Below are 19,458 nucleotides of genomic sequence, written 5' to 3' on the forward strand. Positions count from 1 at the left end.
CATGTCTATGTTAGATGATGATTTAAATAAACACGAAGAAGAAAAAAACGGCGAAGGTTACCTTATTTTCACTTTAGGTGAGGAAGAGTACGGCATTGAAATTTTAAAAGTGCAGGAAATTCGGGGGTACGAGCAAGTCACTCGCATCGCAAATACACCTGACTTTATCAAGGGGGTTACGAACTTACGCGGAGTCATTATCCCAATCATTGATTTACGGGTGAAATTCTCTCATGAAAATGTGGTGTACAACGATAACACCGTTGTGATTGTTGTGAATTTAAAAGACCGAGTGGTTGGCATTGTGGTTGATGGCGTTTCGGATGTGTTGGTGCTCAATGAAGAGCAAATTGCCCCGCCGCCCGATTTTGCAGTGACGTTATCCACCCAATATCTCACTGGTTTAGGGACACTCAATGACCGCATGTTGATTTTAGTGGACATTGAAAAGCTACTGACTAGTGACGAAATGGCGCTTATTGACAGCATGGCTGAGTAATTCTCAGCCTAAATAAATGCTCAAATAATAATAAGTCATTAACTAAAGTTTTTGGTTAGATGACCGATATCCAAAATACAACAAATAATGTTAGTAAAACGTCATGTACAGTCGAATTAAAATCGTATCAGGACTTTTGTCCGTCATTTTTATCTTTATTTTATTGCAACTGGTATCCAGTGGGTTGATGTTCACTAAACTCGGCGATAACAGCGACAGTATTAGTTATTTAAATTCACTACAACGCCAAAGACAAGTATTAACGGAAAGCTGGGTTAACCTTTTACAGGCCCGAGCCAATTTAAATCGGTCAATCAACGCCTACCTATTAGACGGCCGCAAAATTCAAGATGATGCGACAACAGAAGACCTGATTAAAGCGGCAAAACGTAACTTTAAAGCTGCGGATGATGCTTATGCTCGTTACAACAAGCTGATGCAAAGTTCAGAGTATGATAAAGCCAAGTTTGAACAGCTTTTTAGCACCTATGAAACCTACCGTGATGCATTAATTAAGCTCAGTGATTTCGCGGAAAAAGGAGACTTAGAAGGTTTCTATGCTCATAGAACATCGGGCCATCAAATGAAGTTCGAAGAGCAATTTAATGCTTATTTCGCCGATATTTCAGCCGATTTCCAAAGCGAAGTCGTTAATGCAGATAATAATTATCGCCAATCATTATATATGCTGGTGACATTATCGATTCTGCTCGCCTTTATTGGTTTCTTTAGTTATCGCTATGTGCGTAAAGGCATTATTGAGCCATTAGGTTTATTAAACGAGCGGATTAAAGTCTTCGCATCAGGTGATTTAACGCCTTCCATTACGACAGCCTCGAATAACGAAATTGGCGAATTAGCTAATGGCGTTCAGCACATGCAACAAGAGCTGATTAACACGGTTCGTGGTGTATTAGATGGCAGTGAAACTATTTACCAAGGCACCACTGAAATTGCCGCAGGTAATAACGACCTTTCTTCTCGTACGGAGCAGCAAGTGGCGTGTTTGGAAGAGACATCCGCCAGTATGAGCGAATTAACCGCAACGGTTAAGCAAAATACAGACTACGCCCATCAAGCTAGCGAGTATGCAAACCAAGCGTCTGTTATTGCGAAAGAAGGTGGAAAAGTGGTTTCCAATGTGGTGAGTACCATGTTGAACATTGCTGATAGCTCACAAAAAATCTCTGATATCACTGCAGTGATTGACAGTATTGCCTTCCAAACCAATATCTTAGCACTGAATGCTGCGGTTGAAGCAGCACGTGCGGGTGAGCATGGCCGTGGTTTTGCGGTCGTGGCAGATGAAGTGCGTAACTTAGCACAACGCAGTGCGGATGCCGCGAAAGAAATCAAAACATTGATTGAGGACTCTGTTTCAAGAACAGGAACAGGCGCGCGCCAAGCGGAAGACGCAGGTGAAACGATGACGAAAATTGTGGAATCGGTCACGCGAGTGACAGACATCATGACGCACATCGCAACCGCTTCTGATGAGCAAAGTAAAGGCATTTCGCAGGTCAGCATTGCAGTTGCTGAAATGGATAAAGTGACTCAGCAAAATGCCTCGTTAGTGGAACAATCAGCGGTTGCAGCGAATGTGTTAGAAGAGCAAGTCGCGAAACTGTCGCAGCTTATCTCTATTTTCCGTTTACCACCGTTAAAACAAAGTGAAATACGTAATACAAAACCAGCAGCAAGAACGGTATCCAATATCGTTAAAACGCCGGATTTAAAAAAACTATCATCGAAGGAACATAAAGATGATGACAACTGGGAAACTTTCTAAACATTAAGCATGGTTTCACGCTGCAAGGCTTTGGCTTTGCAGCGTTTCTGTGCATTAGAAAACAAGCAATGTTTTAAGCGAACAGCTCTCTTAGCTGGCACAAATGGGGATTATCTATGTTTGGTAAAAATATCCGAATTTCGGTGAGTTTATATCTGCTTCTATTTTTATTTTGTGGAATGCAGATTGTGTCGAGCGGGGTTTCTGTTGGAATTGTTGTTAGTGAGTTAAAAGCATTAGAACGTATTGATTTGGGCTCTGATAAGCGTGCAATGCTTGAGGAAACCAATAAACATTTAATACAAGCACGTAATAGCTTAACGCAAATTGCATTGCTGAATAAAGTGAGTGGTCATGACCAGCTTATTGAAGAAACACAAGTCACTTTTGGCAAACTATTAGAAGAAGCGCAAAAAGATTATACCACATTTAAAAACCAACCGATTTTGAGTGAAAAAGAAAACCTTGCAGCTCTTGATGCGAAATATCAAGCTTTTGTCGCAACACTCAAAGCATTAAAAACACACTTAGATAACAAAGATATCGCAGCTTACATTGAGCTTCCAGCCCAAGAAAATCAAGATCAATTAACCCAAGTAATTGATGAATATCTTGAATTATTGAATGCTGAAAATGATGAATCTCTTTCTGCTGCACGCATGTACAACACCTTTGCGTGGAGCTCATTTTGTTCGGTGATTGTGATTATTATTCTGGTGATCGCGTTTGCTCATTATTGGATGAAACGTAAAGTGATTAACCCATTGAAAAGTATGGGGGAACACTTCGCTTTAGTGGCTGATGGCAAACTGAACCAAAATATTGAAATTACGACGGGCGATGAAATCGGTGAAGTATTTGGCAAACTCAAACAAATGCAAGAATCGTTAGCCACTTCCGTCAGTGCATTGCGTTCGAATACTGACCAAATGTATACCGGTATTCGTGAAATTGCTTTAGGTAATAATAACTTATCATCGCGTACTGAACAGCAAGCTGCATCCCTTGAAGAAACGGCAGCCAGTATGGAAGAGCTAACAGCGACCGTTAAGCAGAATGCGGATAACGCGCGTCAAGCCAGTGAGCTCGCCGTCAGCGCATCGAAAACGGCAACGAAAGGCGGTGAAATTACCGAAGATGTTATCGATACCATGACATCAATTTCTAACAGTTCGCAAAAAATTAGCGCAATTATTAGCGTGATTGATGGCATTGCTTTTCAAACCAATATTTTAGCCCTAAATGCAGCGGTTGAAGCGGCGCGTGCGGGTGAGCAAGGTCGTGGGTTCTCCGTTGTCGCTGGCGAAGTTAGGGCATTGGCACAACGTAGTGCTGAAGCGGCAAAAGAGATTAAAACGTTAATTGATGAGTCTGTGGGGCGTGTAAGTCAAGGTTCCCAGCTGGTGAATGAAGCAGGTGCGACCATGAGTGAACTGGTTGCTGCAGTTAATCAAGTGACTGAATTAATGGGAAATATTGCGTCTGCATCGAATGAGCAAAGCCGTGGGATTGAGCAAGTTGCTACCGCAGTGAGTCAAATGGACTTAGTCACACAGCAAAACGCTGCATTAGTCGAGCAATCGACCAGTGCAACTGCGGCACTGGAAGACCAAGCCAATAACTTAGTGGATACTGTGGCATTTTTTGAGCTCCCTGAAAATGCAGTAAACCGTAGTCGGTATTAAGTGTTGAGAAAACTCACAATGAGTTTTCGGCAGAGGGAAATGAATCGTTTTGTGCATTTCCCTTGCCATTAAAGGCAGCGCATTAGGTGGCTGCTTCTGGATTTTTATTGAATAGGACGACAAGTACGATGCTTTTTGTACCACAGATAGAACCACTGACTGATGATGAGTTTGGTCGGGTTTGTCGATTTATTCATAAAAAATCAGGCATAGTCCTAACCATGAATAAAAAAAATATGGTCTATAACCGGCTATTAAAGCGGTTACGTGACTGTAATCTCGACAACTTTTCTGACTATTTACGGATGCTTGAGCGCGAGCCACATAACGCGGAATGGCAAGCTTTCGTCAATGCATTGACCACAAATTTAACCGCATTCTTTCGTGAGCCACACCATTTTGTCACGTTAACGGATTTTATTCGTACACGTAAAAATAACCCAATCACCATCTGGTGTGCAGCTTCTTCAACAGGGGAAGAGCCTTATTCTATCGCGATGACATTAAGTGATGTACTGGGGCCAAATGCCGTTAATGCCAAAGTGATTGCCAGTGACATTGATACGGAAGTACTTGAAAAAGCGAAACAAGGTGTTTACCGCATCGAAGAGCTGAAATCACTTAGTGCACTTCAGCGGCAACGTTACTTTATGAAAGGTGTGGGGGAATTTGAAGGGTATGCACGAGTCAAGCCCGCGTTAAGGCAGATGATTGAATTTCGTTACTTAAATTTGAGTGACCATGACTGGCAGCTCCAACATCGCTTTGATGCAATTTTTTGCCGTAACGTAATGATTTATTTCGATAAAGAAATGCAAATAAAAATGCTTGAGCGTTTTGCACCACTGCTTAAGCCAGATGGCTTGTTATTTATTGGGCATTCAGAAAATTTATCACAATTAACACAACGCTTTGTGATCAAAGGACAAACCGTCTACAGCGTGCAAGCTGAAAGGAGGGGGTAATGAAAAAAATTAAAGTGCTATGTGTGGATGACTCAGCACTGATGCGTCAATTAATGCGTGAAATCATTAATAGCCATGAAGACATGGAGGTGGTGGATACAGCGCCTGATCCTTACGTTGCACGTGATTTAATTAAACAGCTCGAACCTGATGTGATCACGTTAGATGTTGAAATGCCTCGTATGGATGGTATTGATTTTTTAGAAAAATTAATGCGTTTGCACCCAATGCCAGTGGTGATGGTATCTACATTGACATCAAAAGGCTCCGAAGTAACGCTTAAAGCGTTAGAGCTTGGTGCGGTGGATTTTGTCACTAAACCACAAATCGGCATTCGCGAAACCATGATGAGCTACCGTGACATTATTGGTGAAAAAATTCGTGCGGCGGCAATGTCTAAGATCACTCAACGCAGTCGGTTTGCACGGCCAGAGAAAAAAATGTCTGAGCCAGTTGCTCAAGCCAAAGCGTTGTCCCCATATGTGTGTAACAGCCGTGTGATTGCGGTTGGCGCATCTACTGGCGGGACAGAAGCGATCCGCCAATTTTTAGAAATGCTACCCCGTGAATGCCCACCTGTGGTGATCACGCAGCATATGCCCGCAGGATTTACCCGCTCATTTGCTGACAGACTGAATAAATTGTGTGTACTAACGGTAAAAGAGGCAGAAAACAACGAGTTACTGCAAAAAGGACACGCCTATATCGCGCCAGGTGATTCTCACATGTTGATTGCAGATAAAGGCAAAGGTTTCCAAGTGATTTTGCAACAAAGTGAACCCGTTAATCGCCATCGCCCGTCAGTAGATGTGCTATTTGATTCAGTAGCTCAATGTGTCGGACGAAAATGCATTGGTGTGTTACTGACTGGTATGGGGATGGATGGCGCCAAAGGGTTATTGAATTTACGTAAACAAGGGGCGATTACTTACGCGCAGAACGAAAGTAGCTGTGTGGTATTTGGTATGCCACGAGCTGCGATTGAAATGGATGCAGTGGACGAAGTGCAAGATATTCGAAAAATTGCCCCAAGTGTTTTAGCAAGACTTTCTTCTGTCACTGTGTAGCAGCGGCGGAAATTCACAATTGTATTTGAAGGAGTGGTTATGGCCGCTAAAGATCTTAGTTTTCTGGTTGTTGATGATTTTTCTACCATGCGTCGTATCGTCCGTAACTTATTAAAAGAGCTCGGGTTTAGCAAAATAGAAGAAGCAGAAGACGGTGTTGATGCATTAGAAAAAATCCGTGCGGGTAACATCGACTTTGTTGTTGCAGACTGGAATATGCCAAATATGGATGGCTTAGAACTGCTTAAAACAATTCGTGGCGATGATGCACTTAAGCATATCCCAGTTTTGATGGTAACGGCGGAAGCAAAAAAAGAAAACATCATTGCTGCTGCACAAGCAGGGGCAAGTGGTTATGTGGTTAAACCGTTCACTGCCGCTATCTTAGAAGAAAAACTGAACAAAGTATTTGAAAAAATGGGACTGCAATAATAGTGAGTGCCAAAGGAGATTTTCATGACTGAGCAAGTGGGTATGGAAGGTATTCGCAATGGTAATGATGATTTAAAACAAGTCATTACACGCATTGGTACGCTGATGAGAACCTTGCGTGAAAGTATGCGCGAATTGGGGTTAGAAAAAAGTGTCCAACAGGCTGTTGCAAGCATTCCAGATGGGAAAGACAGACTGCGTTATATCGCGCAAATGACGGCGCAAGCGGCAGAAAAAACCTTAAATGGCATTGATGTCATCAAACCACTGCAAGTGGATATGAATAAAAATGCGCAGACGTTGCAACAGCAATGGCAAGAAACAGCGACTGGTGTGGTTCCTACACAATTGCGTGAGTCAACAGAAGCTTTTTTAGGGCAAGTGATCCAAGACAGCGAAACCACCAAGGCTGAATTACTGGAAATCATGATGGCGCAAGATTTTCAGGACTTAACAGGGCAAGTCATTAAAAAAATGATGGAAGTGGTTGAAGAAGCGGAAAAACAACTGCTGGCATTGTTAATGGAAAATACGCCACCTGAAATGCGTGCGAAAACACAAAACGAAAGTTTACTCAATGGCCCGCAAATCAATAAAGAAGGCGTTAATGTGATGGCATCACAGTCGCAAGTTGATGACCTGCTTGATGAACTTGGTTTTTAGGTTATTACGATAACCTAACGGCTTTTTATGGAGCTACATTAGTTGATAACGATTAACGTAGCTTCATATTATCCATTTCAATTAGTTAGCTTACTGTGATCGAGTGTATTCAGATGATAAATAATGATTTGATTTCTACTTTGATAAATGATGAAAAAGGAGAAAGGCGAGAAGAACTTGACCAAGAAACCGCTTGCCTTGAATTAGAAATGCGCAAAGCGTTAATTAGCCAGTTGCGTATGGCTCGCCTTGCTAATAATTTTACGCAAGTTGAAATTGCTGAAAAAATGCAAACACAAAAGCAAAATATTTCCCGTTTAGAAAAAGGGCAGTTTGACCCTAAACTCGGTACGTTACTCAAATATGCGCAAGCTGTTGGCATGCAAATTACGTTAAACCCAACGGCTAAATAAAATTGTGCTAATCATGTTGGTAGACAGCAATAATTTTACTGCCGAGTACATGTTCAAATTGGGCAATAAAATCATCGCTAATATCCCAATTATGAAAGCTAAAACCTAGGTTGCCAAAGGCCCATTGAGGGTTAAATTGCCAACCGAAAAGCGGTGAATGAAAATTGCATTGAAAGCAGGATAAGCTTTCGTTTTTTCCTTCATACCAATCAGAAACGGCATCACCCCATGCATGACTGTGTTCTGTTTGTTCATTGCCGCATTGTGGGCAGTAAATGCCAATCCCATTGCCGCCTGCATGAAAAACAGTGCGTTCTGTGACAATGGATAGGGTATTTTTTAATTGGTTTTCAGGTAGTTGGGTGGGAACAATACTGCCATCAATAACATATAAAATAGGTTCTTTATAAGCAGGCATTGGGCGATAAATTACCTTATCATATTCAATCGATTGGAAGCTAGGGTCGATGATCCCTTGTGTTTGTAGCCAATTTAGCATGCGAGCCGCTTCTTTTGGCGCATCTTCAAGTGTGATATCGGGGGCGACTAGGTGGCAAGTATCCATAAGAACCTTATTAATTAAAACCCATCAATGAGTAGGGCAATGGCTTTTTTGATACGTTCTCTTTCATTGTTTAACGTATTGATTTATTTGAAAAATTATAATTTTGGTACAGCGGCCATTAAGTGAGTCATTAAAATATAGTCATGGTCAAGAACCGAAAGGCATGGGGTTAGTTTATCAGGCACGGGCTGATGTAATAAATCGCTATCATATAAAGGGATGACCAATCGAGTATTCAGGATATCAATAATATCACTTTGAATATCAAATAAGTAGGGAGAATGAATAGCATCGCCTCTATTTTGATAGAGATGGTATTGCATTAAAATTCCCTGTATTTGTCTGAGAATAGTCCATGCTCTTTGCTGATCCTATTGAGTTCATTGAAACCCGCGATGTTTTTTTCTTTCCACTTTATGGTTTCCACTTTTTTTAATTCTTCGGCTAATGCCTTACATAAGATGGCTGATAAATTTAATTTCGCTTATCTGGCTTGCTCATATAGCTCGGGTGTAACGGTTACACTCACCGTTTTTTTAACCCTATGTGTTACCAGACTGCTCATGATAAATTCCTTATACATGTGTATTCACCCGTGTAAGCTGTCACGGTTTCGTGTGAATATGGATATTTTATCGCCATTTTTGAGCAGCGCGAGAAAAATATAATTGCCCGTTTTTTATTTGCCAAGCGCTTCGCAAAGTTGCTGTCTTATTGCTCAATAGGCAAATAACCCCCTCGAACTGCGTCTATTTTCCACCATTGATTTTTTTACACTCTGTCATGCTATAGCGATAACTCGTATTTTCGCTAAATTTTGGAACCACGGTGTCCGACGAGAGTGATGTAGAAAAAACAGAAGAGCCCACCCCCCATAAAAAGCAAAAAGCCAAAGATGATGGGCAAATCGTTCGTTCAAAGGAACTTAGCTCGCTAATGATGATGTTGGCGGGTATCAGTTTGCTCTGGTTAAGCGGGGGGCACCTTGCGGCACAACTTCGCCAAATTGCCCGACAAGGCTTTATTTTTGATGGCCATTATTTGCAAAACACAGGCTTAATGATCAGCTATTTAGGGCGTGTGGTCAGTGAGGCATTATTTGCATTATTGCCTGTTATTGGCGGTTTAGCGCTCGTCGGGATTTCCGCGTCGTCTTTAGTGGGCGGGTTAGTGTTTAACAGTAAATTGATTAAGTTCGATTTAAAAAAGCTCAACCCAATTAAAGGGCTAAAACGTATTTTTTCAATGAATGCGTTATCAGAATTGTTCAAGGCAATTTTGAAATCATTGTTTGTTGGGTTGGGGGCATTTATTTTTTTATGGCAAAGCTGGCCTTCATTGCTGCATTTAGTGATGGAGTCACCTGTTACCGCACTGAGTAATGCCCTGCAAAAAGTGATTTTTGCGGGGTATTTGATTGTGTTTTTGCTGATCCCAATGGTGGCATTTGACGTGTTTTATCAATTTCGCTCTCATTTGAAGAAATTGCGTATGAGCCGCCAAGAAATTAAAGATGAGTTTAAGCAGCAAGAGGGTGACCCACATATTAAAGCGAAAATTCGCCAACAACAGCGGGCGATAGCGCGAAATCGCATGATGGCGGATGTGCCACTTGCCGATGTGATAGTGACTAACCCCACGCATTATGCAGTGGCGCTGAAATATGATGATAAACGTATGGGGGCACCAAAAGTGTTGGCGAAAGGCGCAGGGGTGATAGCGCAGCGCATTAAGGAAATTGGTGAAGAACACCGAATATTACAATTAGAAGCACCGCCGCTTGCAAGGGCGTTATATCGTCATGCAGAGATAGGGCAAAGCATCCCTGTCGCGTTATATGCGGCGGTTGCAGAAGTTTTAGCATGGGTTTACCAACTGCGCCGCTGGCGTCGTGAAGGTGGGCTCAGACCGAAAAAACCGAAAAATTTACCAGTGCCACCGACGCTGGACTTTGCTGGAGATAACAATCGCGATGGCTAATTTGGCTGCACTTTTAAAATTGCCGAAAAACTTACAAGGAACGCAGTGGCAAATACTCGCGGGTCCAGTTCTAATCTTATTGATTTTGTCGATGATGGTATTGCCATTACCCGCATTTTTATTGGATTTACTGTTTACCTTTAATATTGCGCTTTCCATCATGGTGTTATTGGTGGCGATGTTCACTAAACGAACCCTTGATTTTGCTGCATTTCCAACTATCTTACTATTCGCCACGCTATTACGCCTATCGTTGAATATCGCATCAACACGAATTATTTTGTTGGATGGGCATACAGGGCCTGACGCTGCAGGTCGAGTCGTTGAGGCATTCGGCCACTTTTTAGTGGGCGGCAACTTTGCCATTGGTATTGTGGTATTTATCATTCTGGTTTTGATTAACTTTATGGTTATCACCAAAGGAGCGGGGCGTATCGCCGAAGTGGGTGCTCGCTTTGTGTTAGACGGAATGCCTGGTAAGCAAATGGCTATCGATGCTGACCTCAATGCAGGGATCATCAATGATGATGAAGCCAAAAAACGTCGTGCAGAAGTGACGCAAGAAGCGGATTTTTACGGTTCGATGGACGGTGCCAGTAAATTCGTACGTGGCGATGCTATCGCGGGGATCATGATTATGGTGATCAACGTGGTCGGCGGGTTAATCGTTGGTGTAGGTCAACACAATATGTCGCTAGGGGAGGCCACGAGCGCCTACACCTTGCTGACAATCGGTGATGGTCTTGTTGCCCAAATTCCTGCGTTGATTATCTCCACAGCGGCAGGGGTTATCGTAACTCGTGTTGCGACGGATGAAGACGTCGGTGAGCAGATGGTCAACCAACTGTTTAATAACCCGCGTGTTATGTGGTTGAGTGCAGGTGTTTTGGGTTTGATAGGCCTGATCCCAGGGATGCCAAACTTTGTCTTCTTATTATTTACAGCAGCACTTGCGGGATTAGGTTGGTATTTAGTACGTAAATCACAACAACCAGAAAGTGCAAAGGGCGATAATAACCAAGCACAACATTTCCAAGAAGCCAACAAGGTGGTAGAAGCCACGTGGGATGATGTGCAATTAGAAGACTTATTGGCAATGGAGGTGGGCTACCGTTTGATCCCACTTGTGGATAACGACCAGCAAGGTGAATTATTAGGCCGTCTGCGAGGATTGCGTAAAAAATTCGCTCAAGAAGTCGGTTACTTACCGCCAGTTGTCCACATTTGTGACAATTTAGCGCTTTCCCCTTGTGAGTACCGTATTTTAATTAAAGGTGCAGAGGTAGGACGCGGCGAAGCGCAACCAGGGCGTAGTTTAGCCATTGATCCTGGTAATGCCGCGGGGACGTTACAAGGGGATGCAACAAGAGAGCCCGCTTTTGGTTTACCTGCAGTTTGGATTGATGACGACTTACGCGAAGAAGCGCAAATTCAAGGTTATACCGTGGTTTCAGCGAGTACGGCGGTTGCAACACACTTTAACCAAATTTTACTGCAAAACTCGAGCACATTATTTGGTCGCCAAGAAGCACAAATGCTGTATGACCGAGTGAAAAAAGAGATGCCGAAACTGGCAGATGACCTGATCCCAGACACGATTTCGTTAACGATTTTGCATCGTGTTTTGCAAAATTTATTAATGGAAGATGTGGTGATCCGCGATATGCGCACCATCATTGAAACGTTAGCGGAAATGGCAGGGGAAAATGGTGAGCAAAAAGACACTGATTACCTCACATCACAAGTTCGTATTGCACTAGGCCGTGCGATTACTCAGCAATGGTTTGGTAATGCGGAAGAAATTCAAGTGATTGGGTTAGATGCGGGACTGGAACAAATTCTTCTGCAAGCTGCGAAAAATGGCGGTGGATTAGAGCCAAACCTTGCGCAGTTTATCCAAACGCAAGCGGAGCAAGCGGTTTCTCACCAAGAGGCGATGGGTGCGCCTAATGTCTTGTTAGTGAACCATGCGTTGCGGGTAATTCTTTCGCGCTTTTTGCGCCGCAGCTTGCCACAATTGGTGGTGATGTCGAATTTAGAAATGACAGATCACCGTAAAATTAGAATGACGTCAATGATCAGCGGCAGTTGATAAGAGCGTGTATTCGCCAAGATGAATGGCGAATATTATTGAGATAAAAGGAGCGGGGAGATTCTTATCAAGCCGCTCTTTTTTTGTATACCCCATACGGGAATCTAACCTGAATTCGGATTTACTTTTATTTTAACTGAGCTGTAGTAATTTTTACTATAGTTAAATTATGGGGGCTATGGATAGCTATCTATAAAACGAAGATGTTTAATCATAGTATCAAAAAAGATAAATATTAGTGATTTTGAATTGATTAATGCGGTAATGGATGTGTTTGCAGGCCAATATGAAGCCCATCTTGGTAGTGGCGTTATTAAAAAGCGTTTGCCACTACAAGGAAAAGGTAAAAGCGGAGGCGTTAGAATGCTTATTTTTTATAAGCAGGGGCGGCACTTATTTTTGTATATGCTTGGCTGAAATCTCGTTTAAATGCAAAAGGAACTAAAGAAATTGAGGACGATACACTTGAATCTTATAAAGTTATCGCGAAGGTACTTTTGTAATTAGATGATGAAAAAATAATGAAAATGCTAAAAGTTAACCTGTTAGTGGAGGTTAATTATGAATAATAAAATTAATCAGTTACTGCAATTTGCCCATCTTACACCAATGACAGGGGAAGATATTAAGCGCATTCGTGAGCAAAATAATATCTCACAATCTTCCCTTGCACTTATCTTAAACATGACGAAAGAGAGTCTAAGTGGGAAAGAGGGGAGATTAAGCCTAATGGCGCGGCATTGAGGCTTCTCACAATGATAGATGAGAGAATGTTTATTATTTAATTAATGCATTTTAAATAAACTGCTCTGCAAGCTAAATCGAAATTTTCTTACCTAAAACAGGGCGTTTTGATTCTAAGCCATCAGCACCATAGGTAGATTGGTTATTGTGTTTTTTGACAAAGTTCAGGCGCTGGGTATTGAGCTCAATGTGTAATTGCAGCATTTGATGGTTACGATAATTTAGCTCTTTAAGATCAGTCGTTAACACTTTAATCGCTTCCCATAGACCAGCCAAGGCCGCATCGCTTTCGTAGGGAGCGGTGATTTCAGCCTGTGCCTCAAGCTGTAAGCGATGGGTTTCACCGTGGCCGATAGCCGCGACAAGAAAGCGTTTTTGCTCAGTCGTTTCTTGGAAGGGTGATGGCGGCACACGGTGATAACCTAATAAGATTTCTTCATTCTTCATCACGATTTGTAGTGATTGTAAATGGGAAAGTTGCTGCTCTAGCAATATCAGTAATTCATCAGTCATAACGGTTATTTATTTCATTGATAACATGCATTCGTGGGCATCGCGTAAAATACCATCTGCAATTTTTTCCGCATCCATCGTTAGGGTGCCATCTTTAATAGCTTGTTTAATTCTTTCAACTTTTGCGAGGTTGATATCAGAGGCTTGCGGTTGCAATAATTTTTTTTGTAATTCGCTAGGTGCAAAAGTACTTTCTTTGACAGTGACATCAGCAGCAACTTTTTTATCGCGCATCGGGGCCGCCGCATCTTGCGGATCACGGTTTGTTACTTGAGTCAGCGCAGAAATTGCAGGGGTTTGCTCAATAGCCATAATGTATTTTCCTATTCCCGATTTTTATCATATGTCAGTTATCGGCGTATTTTTGGGGATCTTTAGTCTGTATAGTGTTACAAAATGTTGCTTTTATTCGTCATATTTCAAGTCGCCTCTGTGTTAACTGCGCTCATTCGCACTAGTCACTTACTTATGTAAGCTCCTAGCGACGCATTCACTTGTTGCCTTGATGCGACTTGAACTATTTAGAATAAACGTTCATTTTACCTTAAGGTAAACATTCATTTTGAGCAATTTCATGTCAAAGATAGATTCGTCATATTTCAAAGGACTTCAGTCTGGATGGCATTTATTTTAACGCAATATTAACACTGCCATTCTCTTGTGCTAACCCATTGACCACTTGACCATTGAGCAATCTTACACGAATATTTTGCCCAGCGGTGGCATTATTAATCGCGCGTCCCTCATATTTCACTGAAAAATTATCCCCATTGGCAAATACAAATACGGTTTGCCCAGCTTTAATCGCCCAAGGTTGCCTAACCATTGATTTGGTGAATGTTTGTCCTGCAGTAATTGTGCGTAGCACAATTGCGCCCCGCAGCGCCATTTTGTCCGTACTGGCTCCAGTTGGTAATTTGTGTAGCAGGCCTTTTTTGGTTCCGATATCAACAAATTCAATCGTTTCACCGCGGCTTAAATTACGAGTTGCAACATAATATTGTCCCGTCACATTAACTGTGAGCTGCAAAAACTGTTTTTTCTTCCCACATTGCACAGGTATCGACACATTTCCCATGTTGCGTCCACCAATAGGCGGGCTGATCTGCGGTTTATCACAGTTTGGCCATTTTTCAATCGGTGTTTTTATCTCAATGGAAACGTGGTTGTTTTTGCCATGCACTTGACGAAAATAGTGATTGATATCTTGTGGAAGAGAGGCTTGAGATAGCGTTGGAGTTAAGCTTAATCCACTGATTATTATGCAATAGGTCAATTTCTTAAGATTAGCCATCGGGTTACTCGCTCCTTTATCAACACACTTTTTCACGCTTGCAGTTTACCCACCTCTTTCATAATGAATGAGCCAAATAGGTCAATTATTTTGCCTTTATCCCGCCATTAGATTTTTTCGTAGACCGCTAAGATATGCACGTCGAATTTTAACTTTCGTACTCTCTTGATGGGTTTTGCCTAATTGAGGGGGCGAATATAACGAGCGTTCGTAGTCAACATCGCTATACATCCATTAAGGATCATCATGATTGATAAGTTAAATGCCACGTTTGCCTTCCAGCAGCAGGCGTTGTCAATACGTGAAGCTAGGCAAACTGTTTTGGCTTCCAATATTGCTAATGCGGACACACCGGGTTATCAGGCGCGGGATATTGATTTTAATCGTCAACTCCAACAAGCGATGGATAAAGGCGCTGTGAATGGCAAGGGGGTTGCACTGGCGGTGACAGCCAAAGGTCATATTGAAGGCCGAGGCATTAAGGCACCAAATATGGATTTGAAATACCGCGTCCCTTACCAAACCTCAATGGATGGTAATACCGTCGATATGGATATTGAACGCAGTCAATTCGCCGATAACACCCTGAAATATCAGGCTGATCTTACATTTATTAATAGCCGCGTTAAAAGCATGTTGGCTGTTTTACAGCAAGGGTAATCATTATGGCCTTACTGAGTATTTTTGACATTTCAGCTTCTGCATTAACTGCCCAGTCTCAGCGCTTAAACGTCAGTGCAAGCAACATGGCTAACGCAGAAAGTATTGCGGGGCCTGATGGGCAGCCGTATCGCGCTAAACAAGTGGTTTTCCAGATGGCACCACAAGGCCGCCACGAAGTGGGTGGCGTAAAAGTCAGTGAACTGATTGAAGACCCAGCACCACCACGTATGGAATACAAACCTGGTCACCCTTTAGCGGATGAGAAAGGGTATGTGCAAATGCCTAACGTAGATATGGTGGGGGAAATGATCAACACCATTTCGGCCTCTCGTAGCTACCAAGCCAACTTAGAAGTGATGAATACAGCAAAAACCTTGCTGCAAAAAACACTGACTATTGGCCAGTAACGGAGGTATGACATGGGGATTGCAGCCACGATGTACGATTCTTTGGACAACACTACCGCAGGGCCAGAACCTGCGGCAAGTAATGTGCCTAAGAAAAGTCAAAGTGATGATATGCGTGACACTTTTTTGAAAATGATTGTGACGCAAATGCAAAACCAAGACCCAACGAACCCGATGGAAAATACCGATTTAACCAGCCAATTGGCGCAAATTGCCACGCTGGAAAGTATGAATAAACTCAGCGATAACGTGAGTGGTATTTCCCAACAAATCGGCTCAGGGCAATCACTACAAGCTACCGCTCTGGTGGGCAAAGGCGTACTTATTCCGCGTAATGAAATTGTTTTAGCTCCGCTTAAAAAAGAGAGTTCAGGCGAAAATAGCACGGTGACGAAACCATCGAACCCGTTACCCGATGAAGGAATTAGTCCAAACAGCCCATCTACCGCAGCGTTGAGCAATCAAAACACCTCTGAAGAGGACGGCGAAGAGCCAAAATCTGAATTTATTTCATCGCCATTTGGTTTCTTTTTACCGAAATTGGCCGATAGCGTTGAAATCACTATTCGCGACAAAAACAAAATGGTTGTGCGAACCATCACCTATGACTCTGAAGTTAAGCCCGACATTTATGACATGGCATGGGATGGTTTGGACAACAACGGCAATTTAGTCACCGATACGAAAGGGAAATATTACTTTGATGTGAGAGCTATCAGAAACGGGGCTGAAGTTGAGGTCACGAAACTGGGCTATACCCGCGTCAACGGTGTCACACCAGGATCTGACGCGCCATTATTAGATGTTGGCATCGGGCAAAGTGTGCCTCTTAGTAGCATTTTCAAAGTTTACCCTTCTTCTTAATTTTTACCCCCAATACTCATGGAGAAAATATGTCTTTTTCACAAGCAGTCAGTGGCTTAAATGCAGCGTCAGCGGGGCTCGATTCAATTGGTAATAATATTGCCAACTCCGCAACTAACGGCTTTAAAGGTGCAACGACATCATTTGCGGATATGTTCGCAGGTTCGGGTGTTGGCCTTGGTGTTAACGTTGCTGCAGTTACGCAAAACTTTAAAGACGGCCCAATTACACGTACAGATAGACCAACTGACGTGGCGATTTCAGGTAGTGGCTTTTTTCGCGTTCAAGATAAAAATGGTGATACTTACTACAGCCGTGATGGCCAATTTTTGCGTGATAAAAGCGGTAATTTAGTCAATAACCAAGGCATGGTGGTGACAGGTTACCCAGCCAGTGTCGATGAAAAAGGCAATGTCACCATTCAAAGCGGTGGTGTGCCTGAAGGATTAAACATCCCAACGGACATGATGGATGCGAAAAAATCGGAACTTGCCAAGTTAACCATTAACTTGAACTCAGAAGACAAAATCAAAGATAAAGCCTTTGATGTTGATAAGCCTGATGATTCATCAACCTATAACTTCAGCACCACAATGACGGCGTATGACAGCCAAGGTAATACCCATGAAATCTCCGTGTACTTTGTTAAAAATGCGGACAACGAATGGACAGCTTACGCAAAAGATGCAAGTGATAAGTCTGCAAAAGAACTTGGCAAATTAGAGTTTGATGGTAACGGCAAGCTAAAAGATGCGGATAAAGCGACATTTCCTTTCAACTATAACGGCTTAAACGGTGCGGATGACGGCGTTTTAAACGTTGATTTATCGAAAACCCGCCAACAAAAAGTGAGCGAGTCCTCCGTCAGTGCCATTGATGTTGATGGTTTCCCTGCGGGTGAATACACCAGTTTCAAAATTGAAGATAACGGCTTAATCGTTGCGAACTACTCAAACCAACAGAAACGTGTGGTTGGGCAAGTGGCGCTTTCTGCGTTTGCGAACCCGAATGGTCTCGTTTCCCAAGGTGGCAACGTATGGGCATCTTCAAACGCATCGGGCAACCCGATGGATGGCGTACCTGGTGTAGGGCAGTTCGGTAAATTAACCAGCGGTGCATTGGAATCTTCCAACGTGGATATGAGCCAAGAGCTTATTAGCATGATTGTGATGCAGCGCAATTACCAATCAAACGCGCAAACCATCAAGACGCAAGACCAAATGTTACAAACTTTGGTTAACTTACGATAAGCCTAGAGGGTGGCCATGGATCACGTCATTTATACCGCAATGGGGGGAGCGCGTCATGCGCTTGAGAACCAAGCGGTGGTTTCCAACAACATTGCTAATGTGTCTACCGCAGGGTTTAAAGCGCAGCTCTCTGCCATGCGCGCAGTGCCCGTGAATGGGGATAGCGCGCAAACCAGAACCTTGGTGGTTTCTTCAACCCCTGGCGCGGATATGAGCCAAGGGCCGCTGAACTACACAGGTAAGCCAACAGATGTTGCGTTAAACGATAAGCATTTTTTGGCGGTTGAATTAGCCGATGGCACAGAAGCGTATACCCGAAATGGGAATATCCAAATTTCGGGCGAAGGTGAGTTAGTGATTGGTGAACGCCGTCTGCAAGGCGATGGCGGGCCAATTAACGTCCCGCAAAATGCAGAAATCACTATTGGCATGGATGGCACCATCACCGCATTGCTGGCGACGGATCCGCCAACTATGTTGGGGCAAATCGGCCGTTTGAAAGTGGTTGAAGCGCAGCCGCAAGACTTAATTCGCGGGGAAGATGGGCTATTCCATTTATCCCCTCAGGGGCAAGCCGCGAATGGCAATGTATTGCCACTGAGTGACCGTGCGGTTGTGACGTCTGGTGTGATTGAGGGAAGTAACGTCAATGCAGCCGAAGCGATGGTGTCGATGATAGCCAATGCAAGGCATTTTGAAATGCAAATGAAGGTGGTTCGCAGTGCGGATGAAAATGCCCAACGCGCCAACCAATTGCTTGCCGTCAGCTAAATTCAGTAAGGAATAATTATGATCCGTTCATTATGGATTGCAAAAACTGGGCTTGATGCTCAACAAACTAACTTAGACGTAATTTCCAATAACTTGGCGAACGTTAGCACCAATGGTTTCAAACGCCAACGCGCGGTTTTTGAAGATTTAATGTACCAAAATATTCGCCAGCCAGGGGCGATGAGCTCTGAACAAACCTCTTTGCCATCAGGGCTACAACTGGGGACAGGGGCACGCCCTGTCGCCACAATGCGTATTCATGCACAAGGTGCATTGAATAAAACAGGTACCACCACAGATATTGCAATTAAAGGCCAAGGTTTTTTACATGTGCAAATGCCTGACGGCACTGACGCATATACCCGTGATGGGGCATTACAGCCTAACCAAGATGGCCAGTTAGTCACCTCCAGCGGCTATCAAATCGTTCCTGCGATCACCATCCCAGATAATGCCAACAGTTTAACGATTGGGCGTGATGGTACGGTATCTGTCACCGTTTATGGCGATAGTCAACCTCAGCAAATCGGCCAAATTACGCTGACAACCTTCATTAACGATGCAGGGTTGGAAAGTATGGGGGAAAACCTCTATATGGAAACCGCGAGCTCAGGTGCGCCGAATGAAAGTGCGCCGGGAACCAACGGTGCCGGTCTGCTTTATCAAAACATGCTAGAAACCTCTAACGTGAATGTCGCCGAAGAGTTGGTCAATATGATCCAAACTCAGCGTGCTTACGAGATTAACAGTAAGGCGGTTTCTGCATCAGACCAAATGCTTCAGCGTTTAACGCAACTGTAAT

At 43.2% G+C, this 19,458-nt stretch carries 23 protein-coding genes and 1 pseudogene; 18 read left to right on the forward strand and 6 right to left on the reverse strand.

Annotation, left to right across the window (positions count from 1 at the left end):
• Position 1 precedes the first annotated feature (1 nt).
• The 8 genes from cheW to PSF27_RS01960 all read left to right on the forward strand — a co-directional run bounded on the left by cheW (position 2) and on the right by PSF27_RS01960 (position 7,513).
• Positions 2 to 499 carry a chemotaxis protein CheW gene (cheW, locus tag PSF27_RS01925; RefSeq protein ID WP_004909833.1) on the forward strand — a complete coding sequence of 166 codons (498 nt, stop codon included), beginning with the start codon at positions 2 to 4 and terminating at the stop codon, positions 497 to 499.
• Between the two features lie 103 nt (positions 500 to 602).
• Positions 603 to 2,288, forward strand: coding sequence for a methyl-accepting chemotaxis protein (locus PSF27_RS01930; protein WP_206083833.1), 1,686 nt, complete (start codon positions 603 to 605; stop codon positions 2,286 to 2,288).
• 116 nt (positions 2,289 to 2,404) lie between these two features.
• On the forward strand, positions 2,405 to 3,973 hold the full coding sequence (locus tag PSF27_RS01935; protein WP_206083834.1) for a methyl-accepting chemotaxis protein: 1,569 nt from the start codon (positions 2,405 to 2,407) through the stop codon (positions 3,971 to 3,973).
• A 128-nt stretch (positions 3,974 to 4,101) separates the two neighbouring features.
• Positions 4,102 to 4,938: a CheR family methyltransferase gene (locus PSF27_RS01940; protein WP_206083835.1), complete on the forward strand. Its 837-nt coding sequence runs from the start codon at positions 4,102 to 4,104 to the stop codon at positions 4,936 to 4,938.
• The gene (locus PSF27_RS01945; RefSeq protein WP_206083836.1) at positions 4,938 to 6,005 is read left to right on the forward strand and encodes a protein-glutamate methylesterase/protein-glutamine glutaminase; all 1,068 of its coding nucleotides are present in this window, start codon (positions 4,938 to 4,940) and stop codon (positions 6,003 to 6,005) included. The genes PSF27_RS01940 and PSF27_RS01945 overlap by 1 nt, the downstream gene beginning before the upstream one ends.
• Before the next feature lie 39 nt (positions 6,006 to 6,044).
• Positions 6,045 to 6,437 (forward strand): chemotaxis response regulator CheY, encoded by a 393-nt coding sequence (gene cheY / locus PSF27_RS01950; protein WP_206083837.1) that lies wholly within the window; start codon positions 6,045 to 6,047, stop codon positions 6,435 to 6,437.
• 24 nt (positions 6,438 to 6,461) lie between these two features.
• The gene (locus PSF27_RS01955; protein ID WP_047756177.1) at positions 6,462 to 7,100 is read left to right on the forward strand and encodes a protein phosphatase CheZ; all 639 of its coding nucleotides are present in this window, start codon (positions 6,462 to 6,464) and stop codon (positions 7,098 to 7,100) included.
• 113 nt (positions 7,101 to 7,213) lie between these two features.
• Positions 7,214 to 7,513, forward strand: a complete 300-nt coding sequence (locus tag PSF27_RS01960; RefSeq protein ID WP_272573711.1) for a helix-turn-helix transcriptional regulator — start codon at positions 7,214 to 7,216, stop codon at positions 7,511 to 7,513.
• Positions 7,514 to 7,520: 7 nt separating this feature from the next.
• Here PSF27_RS01960 and PSF27_RS01965 read toward each other — a convergent pair whose 3' ends face one another.
• The 3 genes and pseudogenes from PSF27_RS01965 to PSF27_RS21190 all read right to left on the reverse strand — a co-directional run.
• Positions 7,521 to 8,078 carry a hypothetical protein gene (locus PSF27_RS01965; RefSeq protein ID WP_272680776.1) on the reverse strand — a complete coding sequence of 186 codons (558 nt, stop codon included), beginning with the start codon at positions 8,076 to 8,078 and terminating at the stop codon, positions 7,521 to 7,523.
• Between the two features lie 95 nt (positions 8,079 to 8,173).
• On the reverse strand, positions 8,174 to 8,401 hold the full coding sequence (locus tag PSF27_RS01970) for a CcdB family protein (RefSeq protein ID WP_272680777.1): 228 nt from the start codon (positions 8,399 to 8,401) through the stop codon (positions 8,174 to 8,176).
• Positions 8,401 to 8,547: pseudogene (locus tag PSF27_RS21190) on the reverse strand (type II toxin-antitoxin system CcdA family antitoxin); the annotation flags it as partial. The pseudogene PSF27_RS21190 and the gene PSF27_RS01970, both read right to left, overlap by 1 nt.
• 359 nt (positions 8,548 to 8,906) lie before the next feature.
• Here PSF27_RS21190 and flhB point away from each other — a divergent pair.
• From flhB to PSF27_RS01995, 4 genes are all read left to right on the forward strand, one after another.
• Positions 8,907 to 10,058 (forward strand): flagellar biosynthesis protein FlhB, encoded by a 1,152-nt coding sequence (flhB, locus tag PSF27_RS01980; protein WP_206083841.1) that lies wholly within the window; start codon positions 8,907 to 8,909, stop codon positions 10,056 to 10,058.
• Positions 10,051 to 12,150 (forward strand): flagellar biosynthesis protein FlhA, encoded by a 2,100-nt coding sequence (gene flhA, locus PSF27_RS01985; RefSeq protein WP_206083842.1) that lies wholly within the window; start codon positions 10,051 to 10,053, stop codon positions 12,148 to 12,150. Before flhB ends, flhA begins: the two co-directional genes overlap by 8 nt.
• Before the next feature lie 249 nt (positions 12,151 to 12,399).
• Positions 12,400 to 12,567: a type II toxin-antitoxin system RelE/ParE family toxin gene (locus tag PSF27_RS01990; protein WP_442958937.1), complete on the forward strand. Its 168-nt coding sequence runs from the start codon at positions 12,400 to 12,402 to the stop codon at positions 12,565 to 12,567.
• Between the two features lie 144 nt (positions 12,568 to 12,711).
• Positions 12,712 to 12,894, forward strand: a complete 183-nt coding sequence (locus tag PSF27_RS01995) for a hypothetical protein (protein WP_272680778.1) — start codon at positions 12,712 to 12,714, stop codon at positions 12,892 to 12,894.
• A gap of 72 nt (positions 12,895 to 12,966) precedes the next feature.
• Here the strand turns inward: PSF27_RS01995 and PSF27_RS02000 are convergent, their stop codons facing one another.
• The 3 genes from PSF27_RS02000 to flgA form a co-directional block, all read right to left on the reverse strand.
• A complete protein-coding gene (locus PSF27_RS02000) occupies positions 12,967 to 13,407 on the reverse strand; it encodes a flagella synthesis protein FlgN (RefSeq protein ID WP_206083843.1) in 441 nt (146 codons plus the stop codon).
• Positions 13,408 to 13,416: 9 nt separating this feature from the next.
• Complete coding sequence (flgM, locus tag PSF27_RS02005; RefSeq protein ID WP_206083844.1) at positions 13,417 to 13,719, reverse strand: flagellar biosynthesis anti-sigma factor FlgM; 303 nt, start codon at positions 13,717 to 13,719, stop codon at positions 13,417 to 13,419.
• Between the two features lie 313 nt (positions 13,720 to 14,032).
• A complete protein-coding gene (gene flgA, locus PSF27_RS02010) occupies positions 14,033 to 14,701 on the reverse strand; it encodes a flagellar basal body P-ring formation chaperone FlgA (protein WP_206083845.1) in 669 nt (222 codons plus the stop codon).
• Positions 14,702 to 14,947: 246 nt separating this feature from the next.
• Here flgA and flgB point away from each other — a divergent pair, with 246 nt between their 5' ends.
• From flgB to flgG, 6 genes are read left to right on the forward strand one after another with little or no spacing between them, the layout of a single operon-like run.
• On the forward strand, positions 14,948 to 15,361 hold the full coding sequence (flgB, locus tag PSF27_RS02015; RefSeq protein WP_206083846.1) for a flagellar basal body rod protein FlgB: 414 nt from the start codon (positions 14,948 to 14,950) through the stop codon (positions 15,359 to 15,361).
• A gap of 5 nt (positions 15,362 to 15,366) precedes the next feature.
• A complete protein-coding gene (gene flgC, locus PSF27_RS02020) occupies positions 15,367 to 15,771 on the forward strand; it encodes a flagellar basal body rod protein FlgC (RefSeq protein ID WP_047755990.1) in 405 nt (134 codons plus the stop codon).
• A gap of 12 nt (positions 15,772 to 15,783) precedes the next feature.
• The gene (locus PSF27_RS02025; protein ID WP_206083847.1) at positions 15,784 to 16,635 is read left to right on the forward strand and encodes a flagellar hook assembly protein FlgD; all 852 of its coding nucleotides are present in this window, start codon (positions 15,784 to 15,786) and stop codon (positions 16,633 to 16,635) included.
• A 29-nt stretch (positions 16,636 to 16,664) separates the two neighbouring features.
• Positions 16,665 to 17,885, forward strand: coding sequence for a flagellar hook protein FlgE (gene flgE / locus PSF27_RS02030; RefSeq protein WP_206083848.1), 1,221 nt, complete (start codon positions 16,665 to 16,667; stop codon positions 17,883 to 17,885).
• A gap of 15 nt (positions 17,886 to 17,900) precedes the next feature.
• Complete coding sequence (locus tag PSF27_RS02035; RefSeq protein ID WP_206083849.1) at positions 17,901 to 18,656, forward strand: flagellar basal body rod protein FlgF; 756 nt, start codon at positions 17,901 to 17,903, stop codon at positions 18,654 to 18,656.
• An 18-nt stretch (positions 18,657 to 18,674) separates the two neighbouring features.
• Positions 18,675 to 19,457 (forward strand): flagellar basal-body rod protein FlgG, encoded by a 783-nt coding sequence (gene flgG / locus PSF27_RS02040; RefSeq protein ID WP_272680779.1) that lies wholly within the window; start codon positions 18,675 to 18,677, stop codon positions 19,455 to 19,457.
• The last annotated feature ends 1 nt before the right edge of the window (position 19,458 follow it).

Origin of the sequence: Providencia sp. PROV129, assembly GCF_028482245.1 — a bacterium.
GTDB lineage: Bacteria > Pseudomonadota > Gammaproteobacteria > Enterobacterales > Enterobacteriaceae > Providencia > Providencia vermicola.